Below are 22,144 nucleotides of genomic sequence, written 5' to 3'. Positions count from 1 at the left end.
GGGGGTGGTGAGGAGGGGGGTCGGAGGGTGGGCGGTGGGGGGTTGGGTGCGGGTGTCCCGTGCCGGGATGCCGGGGGCCGGTGTTTCCAGAGGGCCGGGCTCGGCGTGGAAGCCCAGGTCGGCGGCGTTGCGACTGAGGGCCCGGGTGCGGGCGTGGGCGTAACGGACGCGGAAGAGGGGGTTGCTCTCGCGCTGGACCAGGTGGTCGGCGGTGACGCGGGGGCGGTCGTGGGCGGCCGGGTGGAGCAGGGCCCAGCGGGCGGCGTCACGGCCGAGGGGGGTGGGGTCGGGGGTGGCGGGGACGGGGCGCAGGGTGATGTGGAGGGGGGTGGGGGTGTCGGGGGTGCCGTGGGCGTTGGGGGCGCCGGGGCGGGTGGGGGCTCCTTGGGGGCCGTGGGCGTCGACGGGGGCTGGGGCTTCGGGGGTGCCGTGGGCGTCGAGGCGGGCGGGGGCTCCTTGGATGCGGTGGGCGTCGGGGCCGGCGGGAGCTCCTTGGAGGCCGTGGGCGCCGACGGGGGCCGGGACTTCGGGGGTGCCGTGGGCGTCGCGGCGGACAGGAGCTTCGAGGGGGCCGTGGGCATCGACGTGGGCGCCGAGGGCCTGTGCCCAATCGGGCTCGGGACGGCTCGCGCAGCTGGTGCGGACGAGGGCGCCCTGGGAGCGCAGGACGCGGGCGAGGGCGTCCATGACGACGACGGCGCGGACCTCGTGGGGCGCGTGCAGCTGAACGAGCTGCCCGGTGGGCCGTTCGACGTGCCCGTACCGCTCCCCGGCCTCGAGGATCTCCCGGACGAGGGCGGCCTGGCTCCCCTCCCCCTGAAGGCTGATGTTGAGGAACCCGGGCCCGGTGACGACGACATCGCCGATGCCGTCGCTGTGGAGGAGACGCGTGCGCAGAATCTCGGCGACCCGAAGCGGCGGCTGCCCGGCGGGACCGGCGAGCTGAAGGGCGAGGCTGGTGGCGTAGTCACCACAGCCACCGGGCCCGGGAGGCGTCACCTTCACCGCGGCCGGCACGCCCACGTCCAGTTCCCCGTCATCGACAGCACGACGCACCGCGCGCAGCACGGTACGGGAGAGCTCGACGGGGGTCACGGGACCAGCGTATGGGAGGAGGGGGGTGGGTAGGCGAGCGGGATTGGGCGGGGTTCCGGCATGTGGACGGCGGGGGGCGCGGGTGGGTGCCGGGGGCGAGGGACCACGGGTGGGTGCCGGGGGCCGGGGGCCGGGGATACGGAAGAACCCCGGGGCGCGGCGCGTGTGCCCTCGCGCAGCTCCTCAGCCGCCGTGCTGACGGACGCGCTCGGCGTCGCCACCCCCGAGGACGGGCCCGACAAGGGAACCGCCGTCCCCCTGCTCGGTGCGCGCTCGCTCCGCGCCTTCCATCAACTGCCTTACCAGCCGGACGAGTTCGGCGGGCTCGAAGGGCTTGGCGAGGAAGGCGTCGACGCCGACGTCGAGACCGCTGTCGACCTCGTGCTGGGTACAGGCGCTGACGATGGCGAGGGGAAGGTGGGCGGTGCGGGGGTCGGAGCGCAGCTGCGCGGCGGTCCGCAGACCGTCCAGTCGAGGCATGACCACATCGAGGGTCACGACATCGGGCTGCACCTGGTGAACGACATCCAGACACTCGACGCCGTCGGCCGCGGTCACGACCTCGAGACCCTCCAGCTCGAGATTGACCCTGATCAACTGCCGGATGACCTTGTTGTCGTCCACAACAAGCACCCGACCCGACGCGCCTGGCACAACTCGAGAGTAGGTGCGGACCGGCCACCGCGTCCGGCTTTTCCCCACTTCCACCCGCGGGAGCCCGCGCTCCCAGGAAACCCGTTCCTGATCACCCCGACGAAGCTGGTAGTGTTCTACCCGTCGCCGCGAGCCACCACCTCACACCCGACACGCCCCCGTAGCTCAGGGGATAGAGCAACGGCCTCCGGAGCCGTGTGCGCAGGTTCGAATCCTGCCGGGGGCACCCTGTATAAGGTGCCCAAAGACCCCGTCACCAGCGGAAACGCTGAGGCCGGGGTCTTCGCGTATGTGCAGGGGGATGCCGCCGAAAGCAGCCGTTTGCCAGTGATCACGTTGTAATGGCGTGTTGATCTTAAAGGGCTTCGCGGCAGGTCAGAAGGCGTTCCGTGGACCTCTGAGCGTAGCCCTGTGGACCACCTGTGGACGGACCGGAGCCCCGGACCGGAGGCGGCCGGGGGCTCCCGTTCATAGGTCATGTGGTCGTGTCAGTCCATGAGATCGTCCCCCTCCCCCAGGCCCTGCATGATCCGGTCGTTCATCTCCTTCTCCTGGCCGTCAATGCACTTGGCGTAGATCTTCAGAAGGACGTCCACCGAGTGGCCGGCGCGAGCGGCGACCTCCGGTGCCGGAACACCGGAGTTGAGCCACTGGGAGACGCCCGCATGGCGGAGGTCGTAGGGCCGGAAGGCCAGGACCGAGGAGACCTGATCGGGGACCAGGGCCAATTCCCGGGCCTGTTTCCACGCCCGCGAGTACGACGAGGCGGCGATCACGTTGCCCCGCTCGCTGAAGAACAGCCGCCCGTCCTTCGCCGTACCGAACTCCTTCAAGTGCTCGCGGAGCAGCCGCACCAATGGAGGCGGTACCGGCACGATGCGCACCTCACCATGGGCCCGCTGCTTCAGTCCGCGCCGATCGTGAGCCTCGCCGGAGTCGGTCCACGCCTTACCTGCCGTGGGACGAGTCTCCGCCAATTCGATACGGCCCCAACCCGACGCCGGAAGGGTGCAGTCGGAACGCCGAAGCCCCAGCGCCTCCCCCGGTCGCATGGCCGCGTAGTACAGGCACGCGAAGAACGCCCGCAGGCGCCGGCCGCTCGCTCGGTCGTAGCCGCCCACGTACGTGAGCGCGGTCAGGAGCTCCCGAGCCTGCCGAGGATTGACCACCACTCGGCGGTCGACCTCCTGCACAGCCCGCTTCCCCCGCTTGCGCCGAACTCGGCTCAGCGGGTTGGAGGGCAGGTGTTCGAGCTCAACCGCGAACTCAAGTGCGTTGAAGACCACGGCTCGCCGTCGCCGGTACGTCTGGGTCGCCGCGGGCTTCCCGTCCAGCCTCCGCCCCAGCGCATCGATCAGCTCATGCACACGGGCGATCTCTTGCAGCTCTCCCATCGGAAGCGACGCCTTCTCGATCCAGCGCACCGCCGCGTCAATCTCCTCCGGCCGCTCCCGCTCCCTACGGGGGACGGGCAGGACGTACGACCGCAGCGCCCGACGGAGAACCTCGGGAGCGGGCCGCCCACGTCCCGGCTTCACAAGGACGGGGACGACCGTCGCCAACGCGTCCGTCATGCTGTCCCGCTGCTTGGCCGACGCCTCCGCCCAACGGGCATCCACGTACTTCACCGCCAGGTCGAGGAACGACAAGGCAGCTTTGCCGCCACGCAGCGAGTCGGGCAGACCGGTGACGGTGTCGAACGGCTCACCCTTGTCGAGCGCCCGCACCAGCTTGGCGCGGAAGCGGTCGGCCAGCGCCTTGGTCTTGTACGACTCGCTGAACGGCTGACCATCGACAACCCAGCGCACGAGGTAGGTCAGTTTCTTGGTGGTCTTGTTGACCGAGATCTTCCAGACGGAGACCTTGTACGACTTCACGACGCCGCCCTCTCTGCCCGGTCCTCCAACCAGTCGTTCAGCACGTCCCGCCGAACCCGGAGCTCCCCGTTCGGCAGGCGGATGCAGGCGGGGGCGATGCGCAGTTCCCGCCAGCGGTAGAAGGTGCGTCGGGAGATCCCGCCCAGTTCGTCGAGTACCTGCCGCACCGTGAGCAGCTCAACGGCCCGACCACGGTTCTCACGCGTCATGACGACCACCGCCCTCCCGAACGGAGGCAGCCAGGAGAGCCGCCTCCGGCGAGTAGCCGCGCCCCGCATAGCGCCATTGGCCGACCGTGACGGTCGGGACGTCAGCCAGGCCGAGAGAGGCCCGCTGTTCCTCCGCGCGATGCTCGGCACGGGCCTCCCGAAGGGCAGTCAGCGTGGTCGAGTAACGGCGCGACTTGGTGGAGAAGTGGCCGCCGTACCCGAGCATGTGAGCCCACCGGCGCAGCCCGAGCGGCTCGAACTCAGGCAGGCCGCCGAGCCACCAGCACGTGCCGATCATGCGTAGCACGTGCGCGCGCAAGGGCAGCATAACCATGTCCCGCGCGTGGTAGATCCGGCCGTCCACCGCGCCGGCGGACTCCGCGCCCTTGGTGGCGTACTTGGCGATGTAGCCAGCCACAGACGCCGCGGAGGCCGGCCGCTCCTCCGCATGGCGTCCATGCGAGGTGACCGGTCGTACATCGATCTGCGTGCCGAAGCGGAGCACCCGCGGACCGATGACGTCCGCGCCCGGAGCATTCAACTGCACACGACCGACTACCGTCCGTACGGCGTCCATGAGGAGCGCCACAGTGGCCCAGCCCGGCGGAGACGAGTCGGGCCCGTCCGGCCCGTCGAGGCGGATCACGCCATGGAAGTGGACCAGGCCGCGCCGCTGGTACTCGGCGACCTTTGCGTACGAGACTCGGGCGACTTCCCCGAACTCCTCACGTGACAGCCCGACTTGCCGCGCCACCTCCCGCCGCAGCTCCAGCCCGAACCGGTGCCAGAGCCGACCGGCGAACGCGTGCCAGAGGACCGCGCCCGCGTAGTCGTAGCATCGCGGGCAGAGCGGTTCGCCGAGGCGGGGGTCGTCCGCTGAGTGGCGGGCACGGCATCCGGTCGGCCGACCGTGCGGGCAGCACTCCCCCGGCCGACGGGGACGACAGGCCCGTACGCGCCCATCGTGCTCGCGGCGCGTGTGGACCGGGCCGAAGCCGGGAGCGGTGAGCGTGGCGAACACGCGCGGGTACCCGCTCACCGCCTCCGGGACGTTCTTGCCGCCGACGAGGCCAGCTCGTACGAGTTGATACGTGTCCGCCCGATACAGCGCCGAGCAGGCCCGGCAGACTGTCGCCCGCCGGTTACCGCATGCAGTAAGCAGGCGACCGCCGTAGACGTCCGACCCGTACGAGAGCAGGGCCGCGCCCGTAGTCGTGTCGAAGACGGTCGCCGTGCCGACGAGGTGAATCGGGTTGGTGCAGCCACCGAGGCGGACGATATTCCGGCGCCAGGCAGCGAACTCCCGTTCCGAGGCCCTGGCGACCAGAGCGGCTGCGCCGCCCGGTACGAGGGTCGTGGTCATCGGCGACCACCCCCGCCGCCGAACGCGTGCGCCATCACGGCCGAGATGCCCTCCGGCCTGGTCTTGGCGCTGAAGCGGAGCGTCGGGTCCGTGAGCCAGAGCGCCGCAGCGTGCGCGGGACACAGGTGCTGCTCGGTGTCGTCGAGCCCGACGAGGACGACCTGTTCCCGTCCGGCACAGGTCGAGACCTCCGCGTCGCGCTGCCTGAGGTCGCAGTCGGTCAGCGGGGATTTGCGCGAATGATGCGCGGTGGACAAAGTGTGAGTGCTCCTTTCACTGCTCATGTGGCGGATGGAGTGGGTTCCTGACGGGGTCGGGTTTGGCGACTTCGCGCCCCGTCGGGAGCCCGTCGTACGGGCGATCACTGCCGCTCCTCGGGCGGAATCGCGACGACGACGTACGCGATCGGTCCGAATTCGCGGCGCGCGTCGAAGTAGCCACGGCCGAGGTCCTCCGTCAGCACGCCGAGCGGAGCGGCGACGGACTCCACTCCCTCTCGGCGGCCGGCGGAGTCGGATGCGTCGACTAGGACGGCGACGGATGCACGGCGCGGTACGACGACCGCAGGGTTGGCGGTCAGGAAGTCGACCAGCTCCCGCAGACCGGCCAGGAACGCGGCGCGGTCACCGGAGCGGATGACGTAGTCGGACACGGGATGTCCCCTTCTCGGGTCAGCGGGTCGGTTCAGAAGCGGAGTTGGCCGAGGAAGCCGTTCACGCCGTCGAGGAAGGCCTGAGCGAACGGCGCGGCCACGGTCTTGGAGAGCAGGAAGCCGAAGGCTCCGCAGAGCAGCGCGTCGACCCACCGCAGGTAGCGGATGCGCAGGAGGAACCAGATCAGCAGGCCGAGCAGCAGAACGGCGGACATGGACACCAGCACGGCAGGCCCCTTTCACGGCGCTTCGACGTGCAGTTCGGACAGGACGGGAGTCAGGTGCGCGTACTCGGCGGCGACGGCTTCCGCCTCCGCCTCCGTGATCAGGTGCGACCGAGCGCGTTCCCATCCGTCGCCGGAGGCGAGGACGGCCGTACCGGCCTGTTCCGGGGTGATGGCCTGTGCAGCCTTGAGCGCGTCGGGGTTGAGGTCGCCGAGCGCCATTTCGGCTGTCCCGGGGTCGGCCACGCGATGGCAGACCCGGCCGCCGAGCTGTGCCCGGAGAGCGGTGACGCCGGGCCCCAGGTCGGAGCCGACGCGTTGGCCGGCGACGAGGAGGAACACGCCGAGTGCCGCCCCGAGTTGGGCCAGCCGGATGAGTGCCGTACCGGCCGCGTGTGCTTCGTCCTTCTCGCTCCGGCTCGCGACGAGGAACAGTTCCGCGATCTCGTCGACGATTACGACGACGGGGACCGGGCGTTCCTTCTCCGGCAGACCCCAGACGTTACGGACGCGCGCCGCCCGGCACACGCTCATCCGGTCGAGGGTCAGGTCCACGAGTGCGGCCAGCAGCCGGACCGCCTGTTCACGGTTGGTGGCGAGGGCGGACAACCGCGGTTCGTAGAGGGACAGTTCCATACCGCCCTTGCAGTCGATACCGACCAGGGCAACGGGCTGCGGAGCCAGGCCCGCCACGAGCGCGTTGATCAGCGTCGACTTGCCGGAACGCGTGGCTCCCACGATCAGCCAGTGCGGCACGCGCCGCAGGTCGACCACCCAGGCGGCACCGGTCTCCAGCACACCCACAGCCACCCGAAGCAGATGACCAGACCCCCGCTGCCTAGGAGCCCGAGGAGCAGCCAGTGGGTCGGACGCCGACGCGACGATCCGTACGACTCCGGGCTTCCAGGAGGTCACCCGCACCGCGTGAACCTGCCAGTCCTCGGCCATAGCAGGCGCAGCCTTGACGAAGTCCTCCGGCACCTGGCCCGGCAACAGCCGTACCAGCAGCACGAAGCCGCCGGAGGTCGGGCGTATGAGACCGCGACGCGGTACGCGCGGCTGCGGTGGAGGCGCACCGTTGCCGACAAGCCCGGCCACGACCGTCAGAGCCGGCCGCCGACTCACGGCGAGCCCACAGCCCGCCATCAAGGGCCGCCAGGTCTGCATGACCCGGAAGGCCACGACCGGGAAGCCGAGTAACAGCCACCAGGCGACGGGGTAGCGGCGGCGCAGGGCCGGGCCCGCGAGAAGCAGGCCCGACACCAGCACTGCGGCCGCCACCAGAACCCAACTCGGTCCGGTCGCACCGGCCGAAGTGGTGGAGGAGGCCAGATTCATCACTGAGTAGCCCCCTTGCCCGCCGGAGCGGGAGCGTTCAGGGGCCGGATCTCCGCTGCGCGGAACGCGATCCCGTGCCGCCCCTCGTTCTCCCACGGCGTCGCGACCAAGTCGCGCACGGCTACCGGCATGCCGAGCTGCACACCGGCCGGCTCACCGGCCACGCTCACGTTCACGACGTCGGCCGACGACCCTGCCATCAGGCAGAGGCCGACTTGGTACATGGTCTTACCGGTCTCGCGGTCCACGCGGAGCTGACCGGTCTCACGGTTGGCGACCCGCGGAGCCGGGGGAACGGCGCAGATGATCCCCGTGTATTTCGCGGTGTCGATCGGAAGGCTTGCCACTTTTCGTCTCTCCTCATCACTGGGCACCCGGAGGCCGACCCTCCGGGTTGCTAGACCACCCGTAGTACGGGTGACGCAAACCAGAGTGACAACCCGTAGTACGGGTTGTCAACCGTCTAGCGATGGGGGAAGCTGTTCACGCTCGTAGACGAGTCGTCTACGCCAACGCACAGCCGCAGAAGCAACGGCCACGGAGGGCCCACATGCCACCGAAGGACACGCAGCCGAAGTACCGGCAGATCGCCGACTACCTGCGCGATGGCATCTTGGACGGCACCTTCCCGGCCGGCCAACCGCTTCCGTCCGAGGAAGCGTTGGCGAAGCAGTTCGGCGTGACGCGTCCCACAGTCCGTCAGGGCCTCGCTGAGCTACGGGCGTCAGGTCTCGTCGAGGCCATCATGGGCCGCGGCACCTTCGCCCGTTCCCCCCACAGCCGCCCAGGTCTCACACGCCCGCGCGGCGTACGCCGAGCCTCCGACGGCCGCTACATCGAGGCCGACGGTATCCGCTGGGCCGACGCCGAGCCCCCGGTCGCCACCCGCACGGATGCTCCGATGGCCCTGGCGGACCTACTGCGTATCCCTCCGGGCGAGCCGATGTTCACGTACGACGCTCTACAGACGGCAGACAACGGCCGTCTCCGCCAACTCCACCGCACGTACGTGCCGTTCTCGGTGCTCATCGACTCCAAGTACGAGGAGGAGGCCCCACCGCCGGCGCCAGAGCTCTACGCCGCGCTTGCCGACCTGGGGCACGAACTCCACTTCACGGAGTATGTCCGCACCCGCATGCCCCTACCGGACCAGGCCCAAGCCCTCCGCCTGGCAGACGGGGTCCCCCTCCTGCACGTCCTGCGCGTGACACTCACGCAGACCGACAAGCCCTTGGCCCTGGAGGAGTTCCACCTTCCGGGCGACGAGTTGGAGCTGTCGTTCAGGCTGTAGCCGACCCTCGGTTGGCTCAGAATTTCTTCACGTAATCAAGGCGGCTCGCTTCGCTCGCCGAGCTGCGCCGCCCGCCGCTCCTGCCTCCGTCACGCTCCTGCCCGCCCAGCCACCGACGCCGCTACGAGGTGATACAGCGCAGCTGTGAGCTCCTGGTTCCGGTCCTTCCTTGGGGCTCTGCCCCAAACCCCGGCCCTCTCTCCGGGGAAGTGGGGGCGGCCCGATCGTGTGCGCTCTTCACCGGGGTGGGCTCGGTAGGTGGGTCGCGGGGTGTTCCCCGCCGGCCAGCCATCCGGTGGGCGTACCCGGAACCTTCGAGGGGGGCCAAGGCCAATGGGTCACGCCGTGAGCCTTGGCCCCCCTCGAAGAACCCGGGTGCGAGCAGAGCTTGCCCGACCGACGGGGAACACCCCACTCCTGTATGCGGCTTGCGGCCAGTGCCCAGGGGTGAGCTCGGCAAGTAGGAGGTCGGCCGAATGTTAGAAAAATCAACCCAAAACACGAAAAGAGCACTCATCGTACGATCGGTGGGGATAGCTCCGTCCGACACGCCGATGCATGAATCGGGGCTAACTCGCACGACCACTTGGCCGTGGGCATCACTTCACACCGATAGAGTCGGATGGCTGGCTGATGGCACAACGGATGGTGTGGCGTGGCACTCAAGAAGTCCGACCTGTACAGCTCCCTCTGGAGCAGCGCTGACGAGCTTCGTGGCTCGATGGACGCGAGCCAGTACAAGGACTACGTCTTGACGCTGCTCTTCGTGAAGTATGTCTCGGACAAGGCCAAGGCCGACCCGTACGCGCTCATCGAGGTCCCTGAGGACGGGTCCTTCGACTATCTGATCACGCTCAAGGGCAAATCCGACGTCGGCGAGAAGGTCAACGTCGCGATCCGAAAGCTCGCCGAGGCCAACGACCTCCAGGGCGTCATCAACAACGCCGACTTCGATGACCCAACCAAGCTTGGCTCGGGCAAGGACCTTCAGGACACGGTCTCCAACCTCATCGGCATTTTCCAGGACATGGACTTCTCCGGCTCGAAGGCCGAGGGAGACGATCTTCTCGGTGACGCGTACGAGTACCTAATGCGTCACTTTGCGACACAGTCCGGCAAGAGCAAGGGGCAGTTCTACACGCCGGCCGAGGTCTCGCGCGTCATGGCGCAGCTCCTGCAAATCCCTGCCGACACCCCGAAAGCGACGACGGTCTACGACCCGACCTGTGGATCGGGCTCCTTGCTGATCAAGGTTGCCGACGCCGCTCCGAACGGCCTGACCATCTATGGCCAGGAGAACGACAACGCCACCTGGGCGCTCGCCCGGATGAACATGATCCTGCACGGCAATGAGACCCACGAGATCGTCCAGGGCAACACCCTCTCTGACCCCAAGTTCCGACCAGGCGACAAGCTCGAGACCTTCGACTACCTGGTCGCTAACCCGCCGTTCTCGGTGAAGACATGGAAGAACGGGTTCGAGAAGGACTATGGCCGCTTCGACGGGTATGCCTGGCCGCCGGACAAGAACGGTGACTACGCCTTCTTGCTACACATGGTCAAGTCGCTCAAGTCGACCGGCAAGGGCGTGGTCGTCCTTCCGCACGGCGTCCTCTTCCGTGGCAACACCGAGGCCACCATCAGGGCCGAGTTGATCAAGCGGGGGCTAATCATGGCAGTCATCGGCCTGCCGGCGAACCTCTTCTACGGCACCAGCATCCCGGCCTGTCTCCTCGTCCTCGACAAGAAGGATGCCCAGTCGCGAACCGGGATCTTCATGATCGATGCCTCGAAGGGCTTCGAGAAGGACGGGGCGAAGAACCGCCTCCGCCCGCGTGACATGCACAAGATCGTCGACGCCTTCGTCAACCAGAAGCAGATCGACCGCTACTCGCGCATGGTGCCGCTGAGCGAGATCTCCGACCCCAAGAACGACTACAACCTCAACATCCCGCGCTACATCGACAGCTCCGAGCCCGAGGACATCCAGGACCTGCACGCCCACCTACAGGGAGGCATCCCAAACCGGGACCTCGACGCCCTGCAGCCGTACTGGGACGCGTTCCCGAGCCTGCGGGTCGAGCTCTTCAAGCCGCTCCGCGACGGCTACTCGGAACTGACCGTTGACAAAGCGGACATCCACGGCAAGGTCACCAGCTCGACCGAGTACCAGGCCTTTGCGCAGGGGACTGCCGACACGGTGACCAGCTGGTGGGCCGACCAGCGCGAGACGCTAGCGGGCATCACCAGCGCGACCCGCCCCAACGACTTGATCCATGACGTCTCGGAGGCCCTCCTCGACGCCTTCCGTCCGCGCCCACTGATTGACGAGTACGGCGTGTACGAGCAGCTGATGAGCTACTGGAACGCTTCCATGCACGACGACGTCGCGCTCATCGTCAGCTCGGGCTGGGAGGACGCAGCGAAGCCTCGACTGGCCCGTAGCTGGAAGGACAAGAACAACAAGACTAAGTACGAGGACGCTCACATCGTCACCGGAACCCGTGCGAACGCCAAGCGCTGGGTCATGGACCTCATCCCGCCCGAGTACGTAATCGCGCGATTCTTCCCGAACGAAAAGACCGAGCTCGATGCGCTCATCGCCGAGCAGGAGGTCGCGTCACAAGCGGTCGAGGAGTACACCGAAGAGCACGCCGTCGAGGGCGGCCTACTCTGGGAAGCTATCGAGGACAACAAGATCACCAAGGCCCTGGCGACGGCTCGACTTCGAGCGGCGAAGGATGAGGGCGCTGAGCCCGATGAACTCCAGGCACTTCAGCACGTGATCAAGCTCTACGAGGCGGAGGCTGCTGCCAAAAAGGCGGTCAAGGAGGCAACTGCCAAGCTCGACCAGCTCGCCCTTGCGCAGTACCCGAAGCTCACGACTGGCGACATCCAGTCGCTGGTCGTGGATCAAAAGTGGGGTGGAACGCTCCGTACCCGGATTGATACCGAGGTTACGGACCTCGGCCAAGCGCTCGTCGAGCGGGTACGCGTATTGTCAAAGCGATACGAGTCAGCCCTGAATGAGCTCGACGCCTCTCTCGCTAGTCTGGCAAGCCGTGTTGCAATGCATCTCCAGAGGATGGGGCTGAAGTGAGCGCCGATATTCGAGTTCCACAGGGATGGGCGGTGATCACACTTGGAAAACTCGCTGACCTGGAACGTGGCAAGTTCAGTGCTCGACCCAGGAACGATCCGAGGTACTTCGGTGGGCCCTTTCCGTTCATCCAGACCGGCGACGTTCGAAATGGCCATGGCGTAATTCGGTCATATTCACAGACACTCAATGAGCATGGGCTGCGGGTGAGTAAACTCTTTCCCGCTCGCACGCTGTTCATGACGATCGCCGCAAACGTCGGAGATATGGGAACCGCTGATTTCGCGTGCGCTTGCCCTGACAGTCTCGTCGCGCTCCGCCCGCATTTCGGCGTGAATCAGGACTGGTTGCAGTATGCACTTGCCGCGAAGAAGAAGCAGCTCGAATCCATTGCCACCCAGAATGCACAGGCCAACCTCAACCTAGAGAAATTGGTCCCGTTTCCGCTGGTAGTTCCGGGACACATCGAGCAGTCAGCGATCGCTGGAGCGCTGAAGGACGCGGACGAATACATTTGGGCCCTTGAGGCGCTGATCGCGAAGAAGCGCGACATCAAGCAGGGCTTGATGCAGGAGATTTTCACCGGTCGCACCCGCCTCCCGGGCTTCAGCGATCCGTGGAAGGAACTGCTTGTGTCAGACCTCTTGGAGTTCAAGAACGGCCTGAACAAAGCGAGCCAGTTCTTCGGCCATGGAACCCCCATCGTCAACTTCATGGACGTGATGCGATCGCCTGTTATTACTGCCGCGCGGGTTACGGGGCTCGTCAGTTTGAGCCGGGAGGAGATCGGCCGGTTCGCGGCGCGGCGCGGCGACATGTTTTTCACTCGGACGTCAGAAAGCGTCGAGGAGATCGGCACGGCGGGGGTTCTCGTAGACGACATCCCCAACGCAGTGTTCAGCGGGTTCGTACTTCGAGGCCGCCCCATTGCACCGGTTAACACCACCTTCCTTGCCTATCAATTCCAGCTTCCCTCCGTGCGTAAGCAGGTGATCGCCACGGCGTCGTACACGACGCGAGCACTCACCAACGGCGGGTCCTTGGGGCGGGTCAGGGTGCTCGTTCCGAGTACAGATGAGCAAGCAGCGGTCGTCGCAGTCCTGGCGGATGTAGATGCCGAACTTGCTGCGCTTGAGCGTCGTCTCGATTCCGCTCAAGCTGTCAAGATCGGCATGATGCAGGAGTTGCTCACTGGCCGAACCCGCCTGCCTTTGGAGGCCGCCTCATGAGCGCCGTTGGGCAGAACGAACGAGTGACTCAGAACCGCGTCGTTGCACTGTTTCGGGACCGCCTGAAGTATGAATACGGCGGCAATCTTGAGGACCAGGACAACACCAACATTGACGAGGCACTGCTTCGTCAAATCCTATTGGCGCGCCGAGGTACTGACGGAGAGCCGATCTATGACGAGGAGATTGTCGGGCGGGCCATTCAGCAGCTGCTGACCGCTAGCTCACTCGGTGCCGGCCAGTCGCTGTACGACAGCAATCGTAAAGTCTACGACCTGTTGCGCTACGGCGTGAAGGTCAAGCGCGATGTCGGCCAGAACTTCGAGACCGTCTGGCTCATCGACTGGCGTAAGCCGGACGCGAATCACTTCCTCGTCGCTGAAGAAGTCACGATCAGGGGTCAGCACACCAAGCGTCCCGACATCGTGCTCTACATCAACGGCATCGCCCTCGGCGTGATCGAGCTGAAGCGCTCATACGTCAGTGCTGGCGAGGGCATCCGCCAGAACATCGGCAACCAGAAGCAACACTTCGTGCGGCCGTTCTTCACGACGGTACAGCTGTTGTTCGCCGGTAACGATGTGGAGGGCCTGCGCTACGGCGTCATCGAGACGCCGGAGAAGTATTGGCTGGAGTGGAAAGAGGCGGGGGAGGAGCCGAACCCGCTCGACCGCTCACTCATTCAGATGTGCTCCAAGGAACGATTCCTAGAACTCGTTCATGACTTCATCGTCTTCGACTCTGGCGTGAAGAAGATCGCTCGTCACAACCAGTTCTTCGGCATCAAGGCAGCGCAGGAGCGTATCCGCTCCCGCGAGGGTGGCATCATCTGGCACACCCAAGGCTCGGGCAAGAGCCTGACCATGGTCTGGCTTGCGAAGTGGATTCAAGAGAATCAGACCGACCCCCGCGTACTCATCATCACTGACCGCACGGAGCTCGACGAGCAGATCGAGAAGGTGTTTGGCGGCGTCAACGAGAAGATCACCCGCTCGCGCTCCGGTGCGGAGATGATCACTCTCCTCAATCAGAGCCTCCCATGGCTCATGTGCTCGCTGGTTCATAAGTTCCGTGGTTCGGACGACGACTCAACGCGTGACTCTGATGCTGACGACTTCATTAAGGAACTGAGCGCGACAATCCCCGCCGATTTCAGAGCCAAAGGAAACCTATTCGTTTTCGTTGATGAGGCGCACCGAACCCAGAGCGGCAAGATGCACCACGCCATGAAGCAGCTCCTCCCGGGGGCAATGTTCATTGGGTTCACGGGTACGCCGCTACTCAAGGCCGATAAGACAACAAGCATTGAGACCTTCGGTTCGTTTATCCATACCTACAGGTTCGATGAGGCCGTCCGCGACGGCGTCGTGCTAGACCTTCGCTACGAAGCCCGCAACGTCGACCAGGAGCTCAAGGGGGCTGCCCAGGTCGATAAGTGGTTTGACCTCAAAACCAAGGGCCTCACAGATCTTTCCAAAGCGCGCCTCAAGAAAAAGTGGGGCACGATGCAAAAGGTTGTCTCGGCCAAGTCCCGTGCCGAGATGCTCGTGCAGGACATCCTCATGGACTTCGAGCGCGAGCCGCGCCTGATCTCCGGCCGCGGCAACGCCATGCTGATCGGCGACAGCGTGTACCAGGCTTGCAAGTTCTACGAGCTCTTCGTGCAGGCAGGCTTCACGGGCAAGGTCGCCATCGTCTCCAGCTACGTACCCAGCGCCACCGCGATCTCCAAGGAAGACGCCGGTGAGGGTGACAACGAGGCGCTCCGCAAGTACGGCATCTATAGGCAGATGCTGGCCGACTACTTCGACGAGCCGGCCGACAATGCAGTGCTGCGGATTGATGAATTTGAGAAGGACGTCAAGCGTCGCTTCGTCGAAGAGCCCGGCCAGATGCGGCTGCTCATCGTCGTCGATAAACTGCTCACCGGCTTCGACGCCCCGAGCGCCTCCTATCTCTACATCGACAAGAAGATGCGCGACCATGGCCTGTTCCAGGCCATCTGCCGTGTCAACCGGCTGGATGGCGACGATAAGACCTACGGCTACGTCATCGACTACCGCGACCTCTTCAATTCCCTTGACAAGGCCATTACCGACTACACCTCCGAAGCGCTCGACGGGTACGCCGAGGAAGACATCGAGGGCCTGCTCGAAGACCGCATCCACCAGGAACGCGAGGACCTCGACGAAGCCTTGGAGAAGGTCCGAGCGCTCTGTGAGCCTGTTGCCCCGCCCAAGGGCACGCTCGAGTACCAGCACTACTTCGTCTCGGCCGTTCCTGGTGACGCCGACAAGATCAAGGCCAACGAGCCCAAGCGCGTGGAGCTCTACAAGTCCGTGGCAGCTCTCGTCCGAACCTACGGGGCACTCGCCAATGACATGGAACGCGCTGGCTACAGTGCCGCTGAAGCCAAGGCAATCAAGGACGGTGTCGCCCACTACGTCGCCGTGAAGAACGAGGTTGAGGTCGGCGCCGGCGAGAACATCGACATTAAGCAGTTCGAGGCGGGCATGCGCTCGCTCCTGGACACCTATATCCAGGCAGACCCGGTCGAGCATGTGGCCACTTTCGACAAGGGTCTCGTCCAGCTGATCGTCGAGCGTGGAGCCGCGGCCATCGACACTCTTCCTGGGCGAATCAAGGGCACCCCCGAGGCAGTCGCTGAGACAATCATCAACAACGTGCGCAAGACAATCGTCGACGAGCGGGCCATGAACCCGAAGTATTACGATCGTATGTCGCAGCTGCTCGATGCCATCATAGAGCAGCGACGCGAAGAGGCGATCGATTACGCCGACTACCTCGCCAAACTCCTTGAGCATGCGGAGAAGGTCGGGAAAGGCGAGTCGGAGCCCGGCGTCACGTATCCGGACTGGGCGAGTACGCCCGCTCGTCGTGCGCTCGTCGATTTCGCATGGCCGTCCGAAATCGAGATCAATCTTGAGAACGTCCACGGCATCATCCAGAGCGTTAAGGAACACGGCTGGGCAAGCAGCCCCATAAAGGAACGGGCGTTGGCTCGGGCGCTTCACCGGGTGCTTCCCGACACCATTGACGGCCAGATGATCAGGCAACTCATCGCTCAGCTCAAGGAACATGATGAGTACCGCTAGCGCCTCCCTGACAATCGCAGGCCTTGGCGTCGACGTCGTCTACAAGAACATCAAGCACCTGCACATCTCGGTCTACCCACCAGTCGGCCGCGTGCGAGTGGCAGCGCCCGACCGCACAGACGAGGACACCATCCGGCTCGCAGTCGTGCAGCGGCTCCCCTGGATCAAACGCCAGCGCGAGCAACTCCAGAATGCTGCGCGACAGACCAAGCGCGAGATGCTTTCCGGAGAGACCCACTACGTCTGGGGGCAGCGCTACCGCCTAGATGCCTCGCGTACGAGCGGCAACTACAGCGTTGCCCCTAGGGGCAATACGCTCTGGGTAGTCACGCCGAAAGGATCCGATCCAGACACGCGCAAAGCAGCCTTGGATCGTTGGTACCGCCGTCAGCTCAAGGCAGCGGTGCCCGATCTGCTCGCGAAATGGGAACCAGTCATCGGTGTCGAAGCCGAAAGATTCGTCGTACGTCGCATGAAGACGAAGTGGGGCTCGTGCGTCACCGATGCGCGCACCATCTGGCTCAACCTCGAGCTCGCCAAGAAGAACCCCCGGTGCCTGGAGTACGTTGTCGTGCACGAGCTGATTCACCTGCTGGAACGCGGGCACGGTGAGCGTTTTGTCTCCCTGATGGACCAGTTCCTGCCCGACTGGCGGGCCCGACGTGACGAACTGAACGAGGCACCCCTGGCGGATGAGGACTGGGCGTAAGTCGAGAGGTTCGAACAGGGAGACGCCCGTGACGACGAGCGCCAGGCGTACCTGGTCGCTTAAATCATTCAGCTGCACCTTCGGGTGCTGACGCAGCCGGCGCCGGAATGCGCTCCGATACCGTGAGCGTGGCTTCAGAGGTGGCTTGTCTTATCAGAACCCGGACGTTCGCTGGGCAATGTCGCCCCCGAATGAACATGTTGGGCCGGGCCGTCCCTGGGGCCGTGCGAGGCCGCCCGAGGCCGACCAATGGCGACCGACAGTGACAGACGAGCCGCCCCCGCCGCTAAAGAAGCCCCAGGTCAGCGCCACCCGCCCATTCGCAATTCCGCCCAGGGGTAGCCGTACCACAGGATGGGGTGATTCTTAACCGAGGGTGTCGGCCTGCCGTTCGTCCGGGCTGCGGCGCTGGGGCGCCGGTCCCGGCCGAGCGGCAGGGCAACCAACTGCCGACGGGCGGTTCAAGCCGCAGGCGTTTCCCGAGGAGGGAGCAGAGGCATGCCTGCCATCGCCTCTCCTGACTCCGCGTTCAGACCAGCCGCAATCAGACTCGCCAGCAGCTCAGCCGCCTCAGGACGAACGGCCCCGAGCTGCACCAGCCCGTCACCGAAAACGTTGACGTCGGCAACCAGGCCGGGGAAGTCGGAGTCCAGCGCGAGCAGCACGAGCTGATCAGCCAATGCGCCAGCGCTTTGCCGTGCCCGGTTCCAGCCGCGTACGTAGGGCACGCTCGGCGACAGGTTCTCCGCTCGCTTGGCCACTACTCCGCGCCGGTCGGTCATGATGTCAGGCCCTTCCCTGATGTTCTTCGGCGACGGTCGGTTCATCACCGTCGTCGTTACGGTCTCGGCCGAAGCCGCTCGCGAGTGCCAGGCGCAGGAGTTCTGCAACGCGCTCGGCCGTGGCGGGAGACACTCGCCCCAGTTCGACGAGGCCGTGCCCGAAGGCGTTCAAGTCCGCGCGCAGGTAGGGGAAGTCTTTCTCCAGGCCGGCGCGAACGAGGACGTCTCGCAGTGCGGTGGTCGCGTTTCGGGCCGCGTACCAACCGTCACTGTCGAGAGGCGACCACGCAGCAGCGTCACGCCCGTCGGTCGGCTCAGTCGGCATCCGTGCTCGTCTCCTCGGGAAGCGCGGCGACCGCCGCGTACGGCGTCGGGTACTGCTCGTCGAAGCGGTCGATCCTTGCCAGGAGTTCCGCGGAGGCGACGAGCGCGGTGGCGAGAGCGACGGGGCGTAGCGGGTTGGCTTCCGGTCGGCGGGTTGGTGCGCGGAGCCACTGATAGCGGTCATCGGACAGCGGGATGGGGCCCGGTACGACGACGGCACAGTCGTGGCTCAGGTACCGGTACGGCGGTGGCGACGACGTTTCGCGTTCGAGGTAGTGCGTGAAAGTCTCGCGGCTCCGCGAGCAGAGGAAGAACCCGACTCGCTGTGCCTTGCGGTCGACGACCGTCGGTCCGAACGGCATCGCGCTCCGAAGAAGGCGGTCATACATCTCCATCCCGAGGCGCTGTTCCACGCTCAGCACGTCGAAGTAGCGGCCGGTCGGTAGCAGGCAGGGCATCCGGGGATCGTCCGCCCAAATCTGCTGGCACTCAGCGGGGTTGTCCGCTGCTGCCGACAGCCACTCGATGCCCCTTCTGGTCATCCTCTGCACGTCAACTCACCTCGGTCGAGACTCGGTTGCGGCCGCAATGCCGCCCTGGGTCCAGGCTCGGCGTCACCACCCTGGCCAGGGCAGATGACGAGAGGTGACGGGGCATGACGGGTCAGGCGTGGACGCGTCATCCCCCGTCACCGATCAACAACCCTCGATCTACGGTTACTTGCAGCGCGCGGCAAAGAACTGCGCGTACATTCGATCGTGAAGCCAAAGAGTCGTGCGCCCCAGAAGTCGCACCCGTGATCAGGTGGGGAGGGAACGGTCACGTCTTCGCTGGAGCCGATCAGCGTTCGCTTACGGCAAGCCCGTACGGGCCGGGGCTGGAGTCAGCCGAGGTTGGTACGCGAGCTGCGTCAGGTTGCGCTCCGCCGCGGCCACCAACTCCCGTCAGACGCCAGCGTGAAGCGTCGTATCGCCAGTTGGGAGAACGGCCACAGCGCGCCGGACGACTTCTACGGTCCGCTGCTGTGCGAGGCGTACGACCTCAGCGCCGCCGAGCTGGGGCTGAACCACGAGGGCGAGCGGGACACCGGGCTCTTGGACGCCAGCTATCCGACGAGCCCCGAAGGCGCGATCGATACCGTCGGTCAGCTGTGGCGCGCTGATCTCAACCGGTATGAGCCCCTGCTACAGGCCGAACCCTCAGAGCCCGCGTGGAACGAAGCCTCGCTCCGGTGGCTGGTCGCACCCGAGCCGGCCATTCCTCGGCAACGTCGAGACGGAATGCGCGTCGGTTTCGGAGACGTCGCCGCCGTCAAGACCACGGCGGACATGTTCGCCGAGTTAGACGACCGGTTCGGGGGCGACCACGCTCGACACGCAGCCGTGCAGTACCTCAGCACAGAAGTGACGCCGCTCCTACGCGGGCAGTACACCGAGCAGGTTGGGCGAGCCCTGTTCTCCACCGTGGCAGAGGCGACCCTACTGGCCGGTTGGATGTCGTACGACGCTTGCCGTCACGGCTTGGCACAGCGGTACTTCCTCCAGGCCCTCCGACTGGCCCAGGACGCCAACGACCGCCGGCTCGCCGGAAGCATCCTGTCCGCCATGAGCCACCAGGCGACGTTCCTCGGTCGCTACACGCAGGCCGCGACGCTCGCCCGCGCGGCGCTCATGGGCATCTCCCCCGTGGCCACGCCCACACTCCGCGCCCAGTTCCACGCCATGGAGGCCCGCGCGCTGGCCCGCACCGGCGATGTAAGGGCCTGCGAAGCCGCTCTGACCGCAGCCACGAAGGCGCTGGAGAGCCGGAACAGCGACGACGAGCCTGAATGGATCATCTACTTCGACGAGGCTGAACTTGCCGCCGAGGCCGCCCACTGCTTCCGCGACGTCAACAGCGCTCGAAAGGCCGTCGCCCACGCCGAGAACGCCATGAGCGGCAGCCACGTACGGAGCGACTTCTTCGCGACCATGGTGCTGGCGGACGCCCACCTACGCGCCGGCGACGTCGAGGAGGCCTGCCGTGTCGCCCTCGATGCGCTCGACCTGGGTGAGCAGCTCAAGTCGGCTCGCTGTATCAGCTACCTTGCCGAGTTCCGACAGAACCTTGCAGGCGTCGGTAGCAACAGGGACGTACAGAGCTTCACCGATCAGGTCAGAGACCACCGACTGTGGCTTGCCGCTGGCGGTCAGGCCGATTCCTGACGCGCCAACGTCTCGGTCAAAACGGGCCCCATTGGTCTCGGCCCTCACCAGTGCGAAGGGACCCCACTCGCCGAGCGAACTCGGCAGCGGCCCGGTCGCTGCTCGTGACCTGATGCCCAAGCCAGGCCACCATCATCAGTTCACGCAAGTCCGCCAGGGTCTCGTACCCGGGCCAGTTCATCACGTCGAAGCCGTATCGGTGCACGAACTCCGCGTACTCCGCCTTGCGGTGCCACGCATACCGCTCATAGAACATCGCCGTCTGGACTAGGTCCCACTCGCGTGGTGCCAGAGCGAAGCCGTCCAGGTCGATGAGCACCGCGTGCCCGTCCCGATGGCGCAGGATGTTCCCGATGCTGGCATCCCCGTGGATCATGCCGAAGGGAAGGACGAAGTCCAGCCGGTCGTAGTCCTTGCCGAGGCTCGATGCTCGCTCCTCCAGAAACGTCCGGTCCTCCGCTGCAATGCCGTCCAGCCCTTCGAGGGACGCCGCCACCTTGGCAAGAGGGTCGAAGTACGGCAGACGCAGAGACTCGGGTTCTTCAAGCCAGTGCAACCGACGGAGAAGATCGGCGAGTTCCCCGACCGTGGCGTACTCCTCGTTCTCCTGGACGCTCTCCCAGAAGGTCACCACGAAGTCGCGGACGACGAGCGGTTGGGCCACCGACGCCGGCACACGCATGGCCGGGAAGTCCTGCGTCTCAAGCCACCGGGCCACATTCACGGCCCGCTCCATCTCGGCGAGCACCGCCCGATCACGCGCGATGCGGACGATGACCGGTAAGGACGCCAGGCGGTAGACCGCGTTCGAACCGAGCCGCAGCAACTGTGCGCCGTGGGAGTCGAGTCCGGCCGTCGCGCATGCTTCCTGGAGAACAGGCTCCAGGCCCTCTGCTGTGAACTCCGCGCCGCCGTCCGGTCCCTCGTTGCTGCCCGAGATCATGCTTCGACCATACGGGCCGCATCGACCGCCCGACAGGCCACCCACGTAATAGGGGCGTAATGGTCTTCGTCGGCAGCGGCCGCGGCCACCACTCCCCCGCAGGTCAACACCCCAACAGGGCAACGGTCTCTGATGGGCTCCGGAGCCGTGTGCGCAGGTTCGAATCCTGCCGGGGGCACCCTTCATACGGTGCCCAAAGACCCCGTCACCAGCGGAAACGCTGAGGCCGGGGTCTTCGCGTATGTACGGCCGCCCGAGGAGGATCGCCGCTGTGGGTACGCGTTGAGGGCGGGCGGGTCAGCGTCGGTCACCAAGGGACCGGTGTTCCGTCCCAGGAGAAGAAGCCGGCTGTGGGGGCGTCGTCGGGGAGTAGGGCCAGGCGGGTGGCTGCCTGGGCGGCCTCGGCTGGGTCGTTGCCTGCCGCGGTGGCGAGGGGGTTGAGGTCGGTGGCTCGGATGCCGGGGGCTAGCGCGTTGACCTTGAAGCCGTGCTCGGCCAGCGTCTGGGCGTAGAGGACCGTCAGGGCGTTGAGGGCGGCCTTGGAGGAGCGGTAGGCGGCTGCTCCACCGCTTCCCGGGGTGAACTGGGGGTTGGGGTTCGTGCTCCAGGTCAGCGATGCGGTGCCGCTGGAGATGTTGACGATGCGTGGATGCGGGGACCGGCGCAGGGCGGGCAGGAAGGCGTTGGTCACCGCCACCACCCCGAAGACGTTGGTCTCGAATGTGCGCCGGAACTCCTCGACGCTCGTGTCGGCCGGCGGGGCGAGTGTGGGTGAGATCCCGGCGTTGTTGACCAGGATGTCGAGGCGGTCCAGTTGAGTTGCTGCCTGTGCGATGACGTCAGGGTCTGTCACGTCGAGGACCAGCAGGCGGGCGCCTTCGCCGATCTCCTCGACGGCTCGCTGTCCTAGCCCGCGGTCCCGTGAGCCCACGTACACGGTCAGGCCCTCCGCGGCCAGGAGCCGGGCGATGTGCTTGCCGATGCCCTTGTTGGCACCGGTGACCAGAGCTGTGCGATCGTTCATGGCACCTACG

The 22,144-nt window shown here is 66.1% G+C and carries 21 protein-coding genes and 1 tRNA gene; 7 read left to right on the top strand and 15 right to left on the bottom strand.

Translation table 11 applies throughout. The annotated features are described in order from the left end of the window. Both AQJ54_RS04505 and AQJ54_RS04500 read right to left on the bottom strand, forming a co-directional pair. On the bottom strand, positions 1-1,095 hold a 1,095-nt coding region (locus AQJ54_RS04505), incomplete at its 3' end, for a hypothetical protein (RefSeq protein ID WP_248845298.1). A 183-nt stretch (positions 1,096-1,278) separates the two neighbouring features. Further along, the gene (locus AQJ54_RS04500; protein ID WP_062027106.1) at positions 1,279-1,719 is read right to left on the bottom strand and encodes a response regulator; all 441 of its coding nucleotides are present in this window, start codon (positions 1,717-1,719) and stop codon (positions 1,279-1,281) included. Positions 1,720-1,903: 184 nt separating this feature from the next. Here AQJ54_RS04500 and AQJ54_RS04495 point away from each other — a divergent pair. Next, positions 1,904-1,975, top strand: a tRNA-Arg gene (locus tag AQJ54_RS04495). 262 nt (positions 1,976-2,237) lie between these two features. On the opposite strand, the gene AQJ54_RS04490 is transcribed toward AQJ54_RS04495, so the two are convergent. From AQJ54_RS04490 to AQJ54_RS04455, 8 genes are all read right to left on the bottom strand, one after another. After that, positions 2,238-3,626 (bottom strand): tyrosine-type recombinase/integrase, encoded by a 1,389-nt coding sequence (locus AQJ54_RS04490; RefSeq protein ID WP_062234077.1) that lies wholly within the window; start codon positions 3,624-3,626, stop codon positions 2,238-2,240. After that, positions 3,623-3,835, bottom strand: coding sequence for a helix-turn-helix transcriptional regulator (locus tag AQJ54_RS04485; protein WP_062234074.1), 213 nt, complete (start codon positions 3,833-3,835; stop codon positions 3,623-3,625). Before AQJ54_RS04485 ends, AQJ54_RS04490 begins: the two co-directional genes overlap by 4 nt. After that, positions 3,825-5,198 (bottom strand): replication initiator, encoded by a 1,374-nt coding sequence (locus tag AQJ54_RS04480; protein ID WP_062234071.1) that lies wholly within the window; start codon positions 5,196-5,198, stop codon positions 3,825-3,827. Before AQJ54_RS04480 ends, AQJ54_RS04485 begins: the two co-directional genes overlap by 11 nt. Then, complete coding sequence (locus AQJ54_RS04475) at positions 5,195-5,455, bottom strand: hypothetical protein (protein ID WP_062234068.1); 261 nt, start codon at positions 5,453-5,455, stop codon at positions 5,195-5,197. Before AQJ54_RS04475 ends, AQJ54_RS04480 begins: the two co-directional genes overlap by 4 nt. Positions 5,456-5,559: 104 nt before the next feature. After that, a complete protein-coding gene (locus AQJ54_RS04470; protein WP_062234065.1) occupies positions 5,560-5,850 on the bottom strand; it encodes a hypothetical protein in 291 nt (96 codons plus the stop codon). A 32-nt stretch (positions 5,851-5,882) separates the two neighbouring features. Further along, entirely contained in the window at positions 5,883-6,077 is a 195-nt protein-coding gene (locus tag AQJ54_RS04465) for a hypothetical protein (protein WP_062234062.1), read from the bottom strand. A 12-nt stretch (positions 6,078-6,089) separates the two neighbouring features. Continuing rightward, entirely contained in the window at positions 6,090-7,412 is a 1,323-nt protein-coding gene (locus AQJ54_RS04460) for an FtsK/SpoIIIE domain-containing protein (protein ID WP_062234916.1), read from the bottom strand. After that, positions 7,412-7,759, bottom strand: a complete 348-nt coding sequence (locus AQJ54_RS04455; protein ID WP_062234060.1) for an SCO3933 family regulatory protein — start codon at positions 7,757-7,759, stop codon at positions 7,412-7,414. The genes AQJ54_RS04460 and AQJ54_RS04455 overlap by 1 nt, the downstream gene beginning before the upstream one ends. Before the next feature lie 203 nt (positions 7,760-7,962). Here AQJ54_RS04455 and AQJ54_RS04450 point away from each other — a divergent pair, with 203 nt between their 5' ends. From AQJ54_RS04450 to AQJ54_RS04430, 5 genes are all read left to right on the top strand, one after another. Beyond that, positions 7,963-8,703, top strand: a complete 741-nt coding sequence (locus AQJ54_RS04450) for a GntR family transcriptional regulator (RefSeq protein ID WP_062234057.1) — start codon at positions 7,963-7,965, stop codon at positions 8,701-8,703. Positions 8,704-9,358: 655 nt separating this feature from the next. Next, positions 9,359-11,803, top strand: a complete 2,445-nt coding sequence (locus tag AQJ54_RS04445) for a type I restriction-modification system subunit M (protein WP_062234053.1) — start codon at positions 9,359-9,361, stop codon at positions 11,801-11,803. Continuing rightward, positions 11,800-13,032 (top strand): restriction endonuclease subunit S, encoded by a 1,233-nt coding sequence (locus tag AQJ54_RS46330; RefSeq protein WP_079069734.1) that lies wholly within the window; start codon positions 11,800-11,802, stop codon positions 13,030-13,032. Before AQJ54_RS04445 ends, AQJ54_RS46330 begins: the two co-directional genes overlap by 4 nt. Next, on the top strand, positions 13,029-16,148 hold the full coding sequence (locus tag AQJ54_RS04435; protein ID WP_062234049.1) for a type I restriction endonuclease subunit R: 3,120 nt from the start codon (positions 13,029-13,031) through the stop codon (positions 16,146-16,148). The genes AQJ54_RS46330 and AQJ54_RS04435 overlap by 4 nt, the downstream gene beginning before the upstream one ends. Beyond that, a complete protein-coding gene (locus tag AQJ54_RS04430) occupies positions 16,135-16,857 on the top strand; it encodes a M48 family metallopeptidase (protein WP_062234046.1) in 723 nt (240 codons plus the stop codon). The genes AQJ54_RS04435 and AQJ54_RS04430 overlap by 14 nt, the downstream gene beginning before the upstream one ends. A 461-nt stretch (positions 16,858-17,318) precedes the next feature. Here AQJ54_RS04430 and AQJ54_RS04425 read toward each other — a convergent pair whose 3' ends face one another. The 3 genes from AQJ54_RS04425 to AQJ54_RS04415 are packed head-to-tail and all read right to left on the bottom strand — an operon-like array spanning position 17,319 to position 18,514. Continuing rightward, positions 17,319-17,639, bottom strand: coding sequence for a hypothetical protein (locus tag AQJ54_RS04425; RefSeq protein ID WP_062234044.1), 321 nt, complete (start codon positions 17,637-17,639; stop codon positions 17,319-17,321). A 4-nt stretch (positions 17,640-17,643) separates the two neighbouring features. Continuing rightward, positions 17,644-17,964, bottom strand: coding sequence for a hypothetical protein (locus tag AQJ54_RS04420; RefSeq protein ID WP_062234041.1), 321 nt, complete (start codon positions 17,962-17,964; stop codon positions 17,644-17,646). Then, positions 17,954-18,514 (bottom strand): bifunctional DNA primase/polymerase, encoded by a 561-nt coding sequence (locus AQJ54_RS04415; protein ID WP_248845297.1) that lies wholly within the window; start codon positions 18,512-18,514, stop codon positions 17,954-17,956. Before AQJ54_RS04415 ends, AQJ54_RS04420 begins: the two co-directional genes overlap by 11 nt. Before the next feature lie 279 nt (positions 18,515-18,793). Between AQJ54_RS04415 and AQJ54_RS04410 the strand changes: the two genes are divergently transcribed. Further along, a complete protein-coding gene (locus AQJ54_RS04410) occupies positions 18,794-20,167 on the top strand; it encodes a transcriptional regulator (protein WP_062234039.1) in 1,374 nt (457 codons plus the stop codon). Positions 20,168-20,183: 16 nt separating this feature from the next. On the opposite strand, the gene AQJ54_RS04405 is transcribed toward AQJ54_RS04410, so the two are convergent. Beyond that, positions 20,184-21,110, bottom strand: coding sequence for a phosphotransferase family protein (locus tag AQJ54_RS04405; protein WP_062234036.1), 927 nt, complete (start codon positions 21,108-21,110; stop codon positions 20,184-20,186). A gap of 307 nt (positions 21,111-21,417) precedes the next feature. Further along, on the bottom strand, positions 21,418-22,134 hold the full coding sequence (locus AQJ54_RS04400) for an SDR family oxidoreductase (protein ID WP_062234033.1): 717 nt from the start codon (positions 22,132-22,134) through the stop codon (positions 21,418-21,420). Positions 22,135-22,144: the final 10 nt, after the last annotated feature.

Origin of the sequence: Streptomyces griseorubiginosus, from assembly GCF_001514195.1 — a bacterium.
GTDB lineage: Bacteria > Actinomycetota > Actinomycetes > Streptomycetales > Streptomycetaceae > Streptomyces > Streptomyces griseorubiginosus.
Note: the sequence above shows the minus strand (reverse complement) of the source record. Positions and strands in the feature narration are given on the sequence as shown.

Excerpts from the sequence above, each read along its gene's own strand:
- AQJ54_RS04485 (WP_062234074.1), bottom strand. The coding sequence starts at position 3,835 with ATGACGCGTGAGAACCGTGGTCGGGCCGTTGAGCTGCTCACGGTGCGG.
- AQJ54_RS04480 (WP_062234071.1), bottom strand. The coding sequence starts at position 5,198 with ATGACCACGACCCTCGTACCGGGCGGCGCAGCCGCTCTGGTCGCCAGG.
- AQJ54_RS04460 (WP_062234916.1), bottom strand. The coding sequence starts at position 7,412 with ATGAATCTGGCCTCCTCCACCACTTCGGCCGGTGCGACCGGACCGAGT.
- AQJ54_RS04450 (WP_062234057.1), top strand. The coding sequence starts at position 7,963 with ATGCCACCGAAGGACACGCAGCCGAAGTACCGGCAGATCGCCGACTAC.
- AQJ54_RS04435 (WP_062234049.1), top strand. The coding sequence starts at position 13,029 with ATGAGCGCCGTTGGGCAGAACGAACGAGTGACTCAGAACCGCGTCGTT.
- AQJ54_RS04430 (WP_062234046.1), top strand. The coding sequence starts at position 16,135 with ATGAGTACCGCTAGCGCCTCCCTGACAATCGCAGGCCTTGGCGTCGAC.
- AQJ54_RS04425 (WP_062234044.1), bottom strand. The coding sequence starts at position 17,639 with ATGACCGACCGGCGCGGAGTAGTGGCCAAGCGAGCGGAGAACCTGTCG.
- AQJ54_RS04420 (WP_062234041.1), bottom strand. The coding sequence starts at position 17,964 with ATGCCGACTGAGCCGACCGACGGGCGTGACGCTGCTGCGTGGTCGCCT.
- AQJ54_RS04405 (WP_062234036.1), bottom strand. The coding sequence starts at position 21,110 with ATGATCTCGGGCAGCAACGAGGGACCGGACGGCGGCGCGGAGTTCACA.
- AQJ54_RS04400 (WP_062234033.1), bottom strand. The coding sequence starts at position 22,134 with ATGAACGATCGCACAGCTCTGGTCACCGGTGCCAACAAGGGCATCGGC.